At 52.7% G+C, this 11,952-nt stretch carries 10 protein-coding genes and 2 pseudogenes; 5 read left to right on the top strand and 7 right to left on the bottom strand.

What is annotated here, in order from left to right; translation table 11 throughout:
- Together ACESNI_RS01240 and ACESNI_RS01235 are read left to right on the top strand one after the other, a co-directional pair.
- On the top strand, positions 1-544 hold a 544-nt coding region (locus tag ACESNI_RS01240), incomplete at its 5' end, for a type IV toxin-antitoxin system AbiEi family antitoxin (protein WP_373084183.1).
- Positions 545-572: 28 nt separating this feature from the next.
- On the top strand, positions 573-1,352 hold the full coding sequence (locus tag ACESNI_RS01235) for a hypothetical protein (protein WP_373084180.1): 780 nt from the start codon (positions 573-575) through the stop codon (positions 1,350-1,352).
- A 65-nt stretch (positions 1,353-1,417) separates the two neighbouring features.
- Here ACESNI_RS01235 and ACESNI_RS01230 read toward each other — a convergent pair whose 3' ends face one another.
- Positions 1,418-1,618, bottom strand: a complete 201-nt coding sequence (locus ACESNI_RS01230; RefSeq protein ID WP_373084177.1) for a hypothetical protein — start codon at positions 1,616-1,618, stop codon at positions 1,418-1,420.
- A 389-nt stretch (positions 1,619-2,007) separates the two neighbouring features.
- On the opposite strand from ACESNI_RS01230, the gene ACESNI_RS01225 reads away from it, so the two are divergent.
- Entirely contained in the window at positions 2,008-2,487 is a 480-nt protein-coding gene (locus ACESNI_RS01225) for a hypothetical protein (protein WP_373084174.1), read from the top strand.
- 87 nt (positions 2,488-2,574) lie between these two features.
- Here ACESNI_RS01225 and ACESNI_RS01220 read toward each other — a convergent pair whose 3' ends face one another.
- Positions 2,575-4,731 (bottom strand): AAA family ATPase, encoded by a 2,157-nt coding sequence (locus ACESNI_RS01220; RefSeq protein WP_373084171.1) that lies wholly within the window; start codon positions 4,729-4,731, stop codon positions 2,575-2,577.
- Positions 4,732-4,899: 168 nt separating this feature from the next.
- Between ACESNI_RS01220 and ACESNI_RS01215 the strand changes: the two genes are divergently transcribed.
- Complete coding sequence (locus ACESNI_RS01215) at positions 4,900-5,268, top strand: hypothetical protein (protein ID WP_373084168.1); 369 nt, start codon at positions 4,900-4,902, stop codon at positions 5,266-5,268.
- Positions 5,269-5,316: 48 nt separating this feature from the next.
- Here ACESNI_RS01215 and ACESNI_RS01210 read toward each other — a convergent pair whose 3' ends face one another.
- The 5 genes and pseudogenes from ACESNI_RS01210 to ACESNI_RS01190 form a co-directional block, all read right to left on the bottom strand.
- Positions 5,317-6,624, bottom strand: coding sequence for a hypothetical protein (locus tag ACESNI_RS01210; protein ID WP_373084166.1), 1,308 nt, complete (start codon positions 6,622-6,624; stop codon positions 5,317-5,319).
- Between the two features lie 158 nt (positions 6,625-6,782).
- Entirely contained in the window at positions 6,783-7,412 is a 630-nt protein-coding gene (locus ACESNI_RS01205; protein ID WP_373084164.1) for a hypothetical protein, read from the bottom strand.
- Entirely contained in the window at positions 7,409-8,299 is an 891-nt protein-coding gene (locus ACESNI_RS01200; RefSeq protein WP_373084162.1) for a nucleotidyltransferase, read from the bottom strand. Before ACESNI_RS01200 ends, ACESNI_RS01205 begins: the two co-directional genes overlap by 4 nt.
- Complete coding sequence (locus ACESNI_RS01195; RefSeq protein WP_373084186.1) at positions 8,300-9,310, bottom strand: DEAD/DEAH box helicase family protein; 1,011 nt, start codon at positions 9,308-9,310, stop codon at positions 8,300-8,302.
- A 6-nt stretch (positions 9,311-9,316) separates the two neighbouring features.
- Positions 9,317-9,694, bottom strand: a pseudogene (locus ACESNI_RS01190) (type I restriction-modification system subunit M N-terminal domain-containing protein); the annotation flags it as partial.
- A 1,227-nt stretch (positions 9,695-10,921) separates the two neighbouring features.
- On the opposite strand from ACESNI_RS01190, the pseudogene ACESNI_RS01185 reads away from it, so the two are divergent.
- Positions 10,922-11,952 (top strand): annotated as a pseudogene (locus ACESNI_RS01185) (DDE-type integrase/transposase/recombinase); the annotation flags it as partial.

Raw genomic sequence — 11,952 nt, 5'->3', positions numbered from 1 at the left:
TGGCGCATCCAGAGGAAGTGCCTATTGGGTTCTAGACAGGCTTGAGGAAGGTGGCTTTATTACCCGCGATAAGAAGCGCTCGATAGAAAAAGTGGAGTGGAAAGAGGTACTTACGACCTGGACAGCTGAAAGTGACTTCTTCAAAACAAGCACCACCACAAGTTACATTGCCCCTAGAGGCCTGGAGCAACTGATTGTAGATCTAAAGACAATCGACAAGGAGCTTTATGCGGCCACGGGGACAATTGCAGCTGCTGGTTATCACAGCTCTGCTGGCTTATACACAGCCATGCTTTATTCAACCAACCCCGAAGCACTGGCAAATAAGTTAGGCATTAGACAAACCGACCGTGGAGCCAATGTGATACTGGCCTATCCAAATTCAACTGGTCCGTTTCAAAGGACCACTGAATTTGAGGGTATGAGAATCGTGAGTGCTCCACAGACCTATCGTGACCTTATGAGCGGCCCAGGTAGAAACCCAGAAGAGGCAAAGAACTTATTAGATTGGATGGTGCAAAACGATGGTATTTGGCGCAAATAGCACTGATGTAGTAGCTAGGCGTGCGCTAATGGGAGCGCTCGAGACTTTGCAACCGCACCTTGACTCATTGATCCTGGTTGGCGCTCAAGCCGTTTACCTAAACTCCAATCACATCGAACTACCGCTAGCCCCTGCGACCTCAGACGCTGATATTGCTTTTGACACTAGAAGCTTGGAAGTAAGCCCTGAGATTGGAAAGCTATTGCGTGAAGCGGGTTATTCGCCAAATGAGACGGCAAAAAACCCGGGCCATTGGATAAATGCTGAAAGGGTTCCCCTTGACCTTCTTCAGCCAAGAATTCTTAGCAACCGAGGACCTAAATCCAGAGCCGCAGATCTCGGCCCTCATGGCCGAGATGTTCTTAGAATCACCGATGGACTAGATAGTGCCTTGATTGACAATTCAGTTTTGACGATCTCATCCTTCGAGCCCGAAGACCCTAGAAGTTATCAAATAAAAGTTGCTGGCCCAGCCGCCCTAATCATTGCAAAGACCGCAAAGATAGGCGACCGACTTATGGGAATCAGTGAAAGACTCACAAGTAAAGATGCTCACGATGTTTATCGGCTACTACTAGCCACGCAAACTGAACTCCTCGGCCAACTATTTGAGAAACTTCTTTCCAACCCACTCAGTGAAATTGAGGCTCAGACAAACCTGAGTGCTTTTGCTCAGCTCTTCGCAAAATCTCAAGACGCTCCCGGAAATCAGTTGGTAGCGGAGGCTGCCAAAGGCATCGAAGATGCAGACCTGCTCATGGCATCATCTTGGGCATTGGCCTCGGACTTAGTTGAGACACTGGGGTGAACAGCAGGAAGATAGAGGGGTTAGCCTCCCGGAGTTTGTCGAGGCAGATGAGGACCAGTGGGACTTTAGGCGGCTAGTGTGACATCAGTTGATGGGCCCTTCATTTCGGTGGTCGTCAGGGGTTTGTTGATCCAGGTCGTGCCTGGCAGGGCGAGGATCTTGGGATCTGAGTTGGTGGAGAACCGGTGAGGGTGCGCGGAGCGAGCGGTTGCCATAACTACGGAGCAGTCTTTGGCCATGGCGGCCGCGAGGCCAAAGCCCAACACTGGTCCATGATCCTGGCCGACGCCCGGGCCCGGAACGCTTCACCACAAGTCAAGACCCGCAGATGCTCGCTATCTCGACGACAGCGTGGATCAATGATCCAGCCGAAAGGATCGAGCAGCAACTAGTCGCCTAAACTACCGCCGGACACATTCGCCTGAACAAATTCCGGATTCGATAAATCGAAATGATCGTAGGCGAAGGCTGTCTGTGCAAAGAGAGCCATTCCTCCTTGAGCTTATAGTGTTGCTTTGTATAAGCGAGGTTGGTGGTCTCGGCATGCGTGACGAACCGCTATGAAGCATTCGGGAAGCCGTTAAGACGAAAAAGAGTGCTTGCAAGGCCAACTTGGCCTGTCACAATGGGCCTCATAAGTGAAAGGAGGTCAAGAATGATTCAGCTCGAAAACACTAAGGTCTATGTGGGCTCCAGGGATGACAGTCGAATCCGCAGCAATCCATCGTGGGCGGTAGTCAACACAGCCAAGACAGTCCATATTGAAGTGAAGGGCTGGAGCAACGCGCCTCCACGTGACCATCCCGACTATCTTGCCTTTGAAGAAGGCCAGTTTCTTTCGTTCAACTGGGTCGACGGCGCTGCGCGCATGTATGACTGGAGTGGACCCGAAGCCTTCGTGCGCGCACTTGATTTCATCGATAAGTGGTACGAATCCAAGACCATTTTGATCAACTGTGACTTGGGTCAATCTCGGTCACCAACAGTGGCTTTGCTCTATTTGTCCAAGCGGCTACATCTGATTCCGGATGATTCGTTCGTGAACGCCCGTGCAGCATTTCAGGGTCTCTATCCGGGCTACGCTCCGGCAGGTATTGCCGATTACGTCGCGACACATTGGGCAGAAATCAACTAGATTGCTGATTCTGTGAATCACAGCGAACTGCATCACTGGCGAGATTGACGCTCTCGAGCAGCAAGATCCAATCAATGGATCTTTGTTTTAGGCTGTAGCGACATCACCAAGGAGAGCAGTGCAGGCCTCGATTACATACTCAGGCACCGCATCAAAGTCTCGAGGGTTGAGCTGCATCACGTACTCGTTCTCGATATGGAACGACTCGTTGATGAACTTCCGGAATGCACTGTCGCCGCTCAAACCTTCGGGGTTTAGCTCTGACATGATTCGGAACAGTTGGATCTTTTCGTATCCCACATCGGTTGCCTCGAACCTCGCCTTCAGTACAGCTGGGTCGCGTAGCCCTTGAATCATCCCTGCGTAGTCGAAATCTGGAATCATCTCGCGAATCTCTGCCGTGGCAGCAGCGACCTCAGTGCCGCTTAGCGGCTCTCGTTCTCCACCGTTGCCTCGACGATCTGGCACATCCCGCAAGTGAAGCAGGCTGGACAGGATGTCGTATTCCCCACCGTGCTCACCGTGAATCTCATATTTCCGACGCAGATAGATGCACTTGATGACATCGTCAGACGACGACGCGATGTTTGCATCGCACACTTGCGAGAAAGTCATAATGTCATCTTTCTCGATGAGCTTCTCGCTGACAACGCCTGCTCTACTGCTGAGGAAATGCACGACGGGATTTGCTGCTTTGAACTGATCCGCCGTGCCACTTCTGAACATATCGATCGCGGGCTCGATGTCGTGAGTGAGCAGAAGTGTTGTGAAACCACAAATGCCGTCCCGTTTATGGAATAGCTGATGAAAAATGGCAAACTTCTTGGTCTTGTCAAAGCTCGAAACTGGGTCGTCCAGGACAACTAGGTCTGGACGCTCGCTACGAACGTGATGCATGAACAGCACCAACGCAAAGGCATTTCGCTCACCAAAGCTGAGGTGACGTGATGCTGACTCAAGATGACCTGGCTCATCCTTGTGCTCAAGGATCATTCGATACGAGTCCTCACTGGGTTCGATTCTTACCGAGTATCTATATCCGGCTGACATGAGGAACTCATTGATCCCATTCTGGTTGCCTTTGATGAGTCGAGCAACCATCGTCTTCTGTATGCCAATGCGAGCCCTAATGCTGTTGATTTCGCTCGCGACTTCATCGAGCTTCTGATTGATTGGATCAACAACCTCGCGCGTTGCATCAGAGTCCAGGGATGGTAGATGAGCCAGGTTAACTTTCAGGTTACCGAGAGCCTCGCCAACATTCTCTTCGTCGCGAAGCGCATGGAACGACAGCCCACGCAGGGCCGTCAGTTTGTCGAGCAAAGTTTTTAAATCGCCACTAAGGGCCGCGATGAATTGCTCCTGATCAGGAGACAATTCTGAGATCAGTGTTGTCAGATTCTTAAGATCCGATAAGTATTTCGGCTCGAAATAGCGGCCGAGTCGAGCGATTACGCCTCCCAACGCGCTCATATTCTTGACCGCGGCTGACTCGAATTCTTCGGAGACCATCTTTGCCGGGTCCATATTTACGTCCTTGGTGGCGCAAAACGGGCAGTTGAGCGATTTACCGAGGAATGCGGCGCCTTTTGACTGCCATGTGATCCAGTCCGCGGGATCATCACCTTGAAGGAAATCCGTGTAGCCCCGAAGCGGCTCCGGGATATTCGTCAGCTTTCCCCCGATGCCTAAAGCCTTGCGGCCGCGGCTGTTTTTTGCAATCGCACCTGTTGCATTGACTTTGAACGCGTCACTGAGGTCGGTGAAACCCTTAACCGCTTCCTCAAACTCTGGCTGCTCGGAAATCGTGTCTTTCAGTTCTTCAAACATGGACGCGATGTCTTCGATCCCTTGTTTGTACTCATCTGTGTTGATGAAGATTTCGAAGCTGTTCTTCAGAACCTCGTCGCGCTGAAACACGAACTGCGAAACGTAATTGTCGTCAAAGGTGAGCACGTTCAGGATTTCATCCGCCCCGACAACCGTTGGCTTTGGATGACCGCTACCCGCTCGGTATTTGAACGGGAGTAGCTCTTCCAGCGCATCATCACCTTGCGAATGAAGAACGAGGGCATTGGCGATAGTGCTCTTGCCGATGCCGTTCGGCCCATACTTGATATTTAGCGCCGAACTCCGAAGCGAGATCTGCGCTTTAGTAATGCTGTTGCAATCAGTGATGGTGATCTCGTAATCGCGAGGCAGCTGTTCAGTGTTCTCATTCGTCATTTTTTCACTTAGTGGCATGATGCTCCTGACTGTAACAGCGTGGGCAGCGACGTCAAGAGCGAGCAGGTCGACAACCTATTGCAGGCGTTACAACACCTTCTGCACATTCCACAGCCGTCAGGGTTGAGCCGAAAATGCCCGAAATGACGCACCAATGTCAGATGCCTTTACGGGACTGGAAACACAATGACAGAGTCAGATGACGCAGACTATGAGCTCGTCGGATCGATTAGTCAACAGCAAAAGCGGCTTAACGAAGGTCAGATCAATCAGGTGGTCAACAGCTATCGGGCTGAGGCTACGGTGTACAAGCTGGCGGAAGAGTTCGAATGTCACCGCAATACAACTAGCAGCCATCTCAAGACGAACAAGGCCGTTATGCGGCTTACTCCACCAAGCACCAATCAGATCGACGAAATGGTTCGGCTATATAAGTCTGGGTTGTCACTCGCCAAAGTCGGCTCCCGGATCGGATTCCCCACCCAATCAGTAGTCCGATACTTGCGCGAACGTAGTGTTATGTCTCGGAACTCACATGGGCATGAGGCCGAATGAGATTGCAATTAACATTAGATATGTTTGCCTGTACTCACTCGTCAATAGCTATTCGGACTCGGATCTCCAATCTGGTGCCGAGAACAAGCCATCCGTAGTCGTCCATTCAGTAGATCGGTTCGGATAGCTTCGAGGGGGCTTAGGTCCTTCGTAGACCCAGCGCTCATCAATATCCTTCGTGCCCCCAGCCCCAAGCACCCAGCCAGATATAGTTCTTCGCCAGGCGTACCAACGCTGCCCATCTGGTGAGACGGACATCTCGACACCGTGTTCATCAGGAAGATCGAACTGCCCACGGCGTCCGATAGCGGCCAGAATGTCCGGGTTGTAGTGATGAAGTCTGTTTCGGTGCTGCCCCATCTGAAACATTGCGAGTTGATCAAGGAGTTTTTTCGTTCCTTCAAATTCGCGCTGGTCAAGTCGTCGACCATCCTCACTTACCCCATCAACGCCTGCATTCTCACGAAGACGCTTGACAGCGGCCCTCTTCTTCGTTGCTGCCGCTCGAACACTTGAGCGGTACTCGCCCATTACTCGTCGTGCTTCTGGATATGTAGTCAGGCTTGCGATCTCGTAAAGCCAGTGGCCCGTGAAGTTTGATGCGTAACGCACACTGCCCCGGAACCCAAGCAAGATCGCCATCCTCGCCTTCCAGTGCTGCGTTTTGCGGTCATTGAAAAATTTCAAGGCGACAAAAAGTGACTTGCATGCAGCGTAGAACGCAAGAACATAGATGAATGGCAAAAGCGCGAGCGGTAGCCAAATCGACATGGCCAAGGTGAAACCAATACCTGCAAGCTCCTCGATATTCGTCCAACTGTTTACGAGCTCGGCAGTCGTCACAGCCATGAGAAATAGCCCGATCACGACAAGTAATCCGTCCATGAACCGGGCGATAACGAGAGACTTACCACCCTGATGCTTAGCAAAGACAGACATCATTACCGCAAACGAAGCGACAGTTTGAATGACAAGTTCTCCGATAATACTGAGTGACGCTAAATTGACGTAGAAAACGAGAATGGCGGACAACCCAAGTACATCGCGCAGGGTCTTCCGTGTGAGACTCCCGCCATCGCTGGTGCTTGTCGCGTTGAAAACCATTGGGAAGCCGACCGTGAGCGCGATCAGAATTGCATCCTTCAGAAGATCTGTACTCCAAGCGCCTACAAGGAGCGCCAGCCATACCACGAACCCCGCATACGCTAGATATGGCAGCAGCACCTTGACGATCGATCGACGAAAAAGCGCTCGGATGACTCCTCGGAAGCACTTCCGGAAGTCTGCTCTGGTCAATGCCCAGAGGATGACGACTCCGATGAGGATGAGGGTAGCGATCTCGCGATTGGTCATCATATATCGCTGATTATGACAGCAGTCACCGACTCGTCAAGCACAGCCGATATTCGATTCGCCGCGGCCAATGCCCATGACGCGATTGAAATGATCGATAGCAAGTAAGAGTGAAGCGACAGCTTCCCTCTGCAGAAGTCTCGCTTCCTTCAGCATCGCTACTATGCCTCTCGCCCAGCGATTAGCTCAGTACAGTCGCGAAAATCTTCGCCTAGCTTCCTGGTGCGCCTGTCCAGGGTGAGCTTGCCTTTAGAGTCTCGGTCAGTCCAATAAGTACCGGACACTCGTTTTGCAGGGTTTCCAATAACCGTGAGCACCCCGGAGCCATGGTGACTAGGGCTGCGCTTCGGCAATGCGACGTCTGGCTCGTTCGTATACATATAGTGAAGAAGCCAAGTTCCGTCTTCTTGGACGACGCGAGCCATCGATGACTTGGATTTCGACTCATCAGAAATGAGCGTGATACTAGCGTGAGTGCTGGTCTGCCTAATCACAACGTAGACCGTCTTGATTGGTGGGGCCTTCTTATTAACCGGGTCAATCCACAATGACTCAAGCTGCGCTTCCCAGGTACCACTAACATCGCGAGTCACTCCGGGCAGCATCTGCGCTAATCGTGTTCTCCAAACCCACTTATTCCAAACTGCGAGAGCGATCGTAACCACAAGCACTGCAATCGATAAGTTTCGCAAGATACTGATATCGGCGGAGCCAGTCGTGGCCCAGGACCCAACTACAAAAACCGCAGAAACGAGGACTGAAATCACGCGAATCAGAATCCCGCCGATCATTCGAACCCCATATATGTCCAAGCTGTACCAGCGAAAACATGAACCTGTTCTCGTGTCCACTTCTGTGAAGTAAAGAAAAGATACTTCGCATCATTGACCTCGAGCCATCGTTCTGACTCGACGGTGGGCTCAGCCCCCAGCGTGTGATTAAAGATGTGGGCTAGGCAGCCCTGCATAACGCCTCGCCAAGTTGTTCGGCCAAAATACTCGTCAGGGCAGTTATAGATCAAGCACTCCATTAGATAAGACGGCAATTCATTACAGACTCCGGCTGCCACCATGGAGTTCTCAAGACGTTTCAGGATACGAACTGTCTTTTTGTAGTAAGTGCTGGTCCTCTTGTTCTTGTTCGTGCCGTTTCTTAGCTGCAGTTTGGAATAGTTTTCAGTGAAACCCCCGCTCTTCTTGAAAACCCGCGTTCCTTCACGTGTGCACCCTCCCGCGAAATACTCAATGAGGTGAAAACACGGAACGACATCTGCATCGACGCGCACTGTATTCGAATTCACGCGCAAAGCGGTTGAACCGGAGGAATCGACCGCGCCGGGAAACTGCGCACGCAGCGCCGCTTCCACTTGCGAACGTAAGTACGCAGGAGTCCAGATGCCTGTGTAGGGAGAACCTGAGTGGTTTTCGTTTGGATCTTTATCGTCGATATAGATGACCTCAGTGCACTCAACTGCTATGTCTACGTCACTGTCGCTTCGAACATTCGTGTTGTTTGCATAGGAACCCTTTGCGTAAACCGAGTATGAAGCACCTTGGAAGGCATCGTGAGCAGAGATTGCTTCACGAATCATCTTTTCTGTGCGAGTTTGCTTCTCTTCTTCGGTTGCGCTTGACGGGCCAGTCCAGCCCGCAAGCTGGTCTTCGCTAATTGTGGCCATTTAATCTTTCCCTCCTGAGCTCAGCCCAAAGAACCGTTCGAAGAAATCACTGAGCTGTCCAAGCACGCGTTGTTTCTTCTCACCGTGTCCACCCTCCGCCGAAAAACGCGAGGCCGGTGGAAGCACTTTGGTGATGGCCGTGCCGGTAGTGTGAATCTGACCGTCACGGAAGGCACTCTCGATGAACGCGCGAGTAGCGTCGGGGCGAAGGTTCTCGCTCTTGATGATCGAGGCGGGTTCTTCTTCACGGCGCGCGAGCACGAACGCGACCCACTCCTCGTCGACGTTGCCCTTGGCAGAGATCCGGTCGACGAAGGCTTCGATCAGTTCCTTCTTATTACGGAGCGACGGCGAGGCGTCGATCGCGCGGGTTATCTCAGTTCGGATCTCTTTGTCGTCGCCATCGCCGTGTTCGTCGCAGTACTTCTGCACGAGCATCAGGATGGAGTCCACGTTGATCGCGACCTGCTTGATCAGCTCGATTTCAAAGACGACGTCGTCGATGATCCGCTCCTTGCCCTCTTCATCAACGCGGCGGAACTCTGCATACAGGTCGAGGTAGACATTGCGGTAGTCCTGCCCCTGCGGAACGGTGAGCAGCTGGTCTCCGACGAAACCTTCGAACGAAGTCAGGATGTTCTGCAGACGCAGGATTGCCCCGAACAGAGCAATGAAGTCTTTCTGGGCGTCTTCGCCCACAATTGGTGTGCCTAGCGGAAACTGGCTCAGCAGCTCCTGCACCTTGTCGGCATACTCGCTGTAGTACTCGCGGTGCGGCTTCAGTACCGCGGTCAAGGTGTTGGAGTTCGCCGCTTCTTTTTCGAAGCGGTCGTACTCACGCATCGTCTGGTATTCGAGATCTTTGCGGTCAACGACGAACAGCACCTTGTCCACGCTCGGCAGGCGAGACGCCAGCTGCGTTGCCTTAAAAGATGTCCGCGTCTTACCCGACCCCATTGTGTGCCAAACGTAGCCGCCAGCAGCGAGAGTCCCGAGCTTCAAGCTATTCACTTCGAAGTCATCAAACAGACTCTTCAGGTCGTCTTCGCTGTCAAAGCCAACGGCGGATCCCTCGATGTTGGCGAAGACTCGCTGCAGAGTTTCGTTGAGATTTTCCTCGTTTGCAGCGTGCTTTCGGACCTTCTGAACGAGAAAAGACGGAAGGATGTAGAAACCGTTCTCCGTCACCGTCTCGCGGCGACCAAACTCGGCCTCGGCATTCGCGAGACTCGTGTAGTCGAACTCCGGATCACCAGCTTTGCGCTCCTGCTCGTTCTGGTAAGCAGTGAGGCTTTCGGAGATTAACCGGTAGAAGAGCATTCCGAGTACATAAGACTTGAAGTCCCAGCCATCGACGTTCCCACGAAAATCATTCGCGATCCGCCAAATCGTCATATGAAGCTCGGCACGCTGAGCTTCCTTCGTAGTAGGAGCCATCACCGCGCCACCACCCTCAAAGACGGGCTCGTCAAAACTGATTCGTGCGTCATTTGATAGGTCATCTCGTTCGTACTCTCCTCCATAACAAGGTGTGTTCGTTAGTTATCCATAAAGCTTGCTCTCAGGCTACCGACTAGTGCAGACATAAGCACTGTCCCACTTCGGGTGATTCACCTCCGGGAGAAACCTCGAACCGGTTATCGAATTCTCCTCACTGATTTCTCCTCACTGATTTCTCCTAGTACATACACCACGATCAGCACTTTTACTGAACTGTAGCCCCTCGACCAGGAGCCCTAGCGGTACCCGTTCCACTCCTTCACAGTTGCTCAAAGACTGTAAAACACTGCGCCCGTACAATGATTTGAGATCTCTGGAGAGTGGTTAGGCCTGTAGCGCTGGCGTTAAAACTTGTAAGCGTCTGTTGGTTGGCAACATGTTCGCAGGCGGCCCCGCCGGCACAAGACCAACGCTAAAACAGCAACTGACACAATCCCAATAATTAGTTTCTCCATGACTCCCCAATTCTCCAATTGCTCTTCAGCTAGCTACTGCAACTTATGCCCCTCAAACAAAGCGGAGAATAAGGAGCAGCAAATTATGACCGGACAGACGTTAAACCACTAACCCCTCTGCCGAAGCAGAGGGGTTAGTGGTTATTAAACTAGTGGTTATTAGATAACCAGATAGTTGCGACTACTTGGTTAGTAGTGGGATTGTCTCTATTAATACGCGGTCAATGAAGATTCTCACCTGAGCCTCATAACCAACACCGGTGAATTCAACATGACGATAAAGGATGTATACCGCTGCCGAGATTGATTCAACAATCACCCAATCGTTACCAACCGTTGCAGATAGCCGCTTCCCGTCATAGTTCAGTGCCTAGAGAACAACATATCCCTTGAAGGACCCGGCGTTGATCCTTGAACCGGAGCTGCCGGCAGCTGAATCAACAGCAGCAATCAAAAAACACTGGTGGGTGACAATGTAACCACTGCCATAGAGAATCTTTGGATCCTTGAGCCCAGCAGTCAGCTACCGCCTGCGGGCCCGGCCCTGCGTGTCAGGATCGAGTGAGGCCAGCAGCTAATAGCAAGTCCGCCGTATCGCAGGGCGAGAACTAGGAACTGATTCACCATGTCCAACCCATCGATCAGCGTCGTGCACCACGATAGTCCTATGAACAACAGCATCCCCGAGGGGCCAAGGTCGGGTGGTCCGACGCGGCGGCGTTCGATTACTCCGGCCCAGAAACTTGTCCATCTTGCCGCTTACGATGTTGCGATTGCCACAAGCAAAGGAGGGGCGTATCTGCGTGAGCAGGGCATCTATTCGTCCCAGACCACCGAATGGCGAAAGCTGCGCGATGCCGGCGTGCTAGAGGGCAAGCAGCCCGGGGAGAAGATTGGCAAGCTCACCCCGGAACAGGTTCAGATCGCCAGGCTCAAACGGAAACTGGAGTTGACAGACCAACGCCTGGCCACGACGGAGGTGGCGTTGGAGATCATGTCAAAAATGCACGAGCTGTTGGAAAATCTTTCCAAGAGCTCGCGGGACGAACCACCGCAGACGAAACAGTAAAAGCCAGCTATCGGGAGCTGACCGCCCGCGGCATCTCCACCCGCACGGCCGCAACACTGGTCGGTCTTCCTCGGGCCACCGCCACCCGCGCCCCAACGACACCCATGCCCAGGGTTTCGATGGTGCCGGCGAATAAGCTCAGTTCGATTGAGCGGTCTGAGATTCTCGTCCTCGTGAATTCGCCTGATTTCGTGGATCTGCCCCCGATTCAGATTTACGCCCAGTTGCTCGACGCCGGCGTCTATCTGGGCTCGATCTCAACGATTTACCGGGTGTTGAATCAGAATAAGCAAGTCAAAGACCGTCGTCGACAGGCCCGTCACCCGGCCCGCGCAGTCCCGGAACTGGTCGCCACGGGGCCCGGCCAGGTGTTCAGCTGGGACATTACCAAGCTGGCTGGCCCCGTCAAGGGCAAGTACTTCGATTGCTACGTGATGATCGATATTTACTCGCGGTATATCGTTGGCTCCGCAGTCCATGCGTCCGAATCCGCGGTGTTAGCGGCAGAGATGATGACGGACACCTTCGCCCTTCACGGCACACCACAGGTTGTTCACGCCGACCGGGGAACCTCGATGACGAGCAAAACCGTCGCCGCGTTACTGGCCGATCTCGAGGTCACCCGCTCG

Origin of the sequence: Sneathiella sp. (genome assembly GCF_041689005.1) — a bacterium.
Lineage (GTDB): Bacteria > Pseudomonadota > Alphaproteobacteria > Sneathiellales > Sneathiellaceae > Sneathiella.
This window is presented reverse-complemented; position numbering and strand designations above follow the sequence as displayed.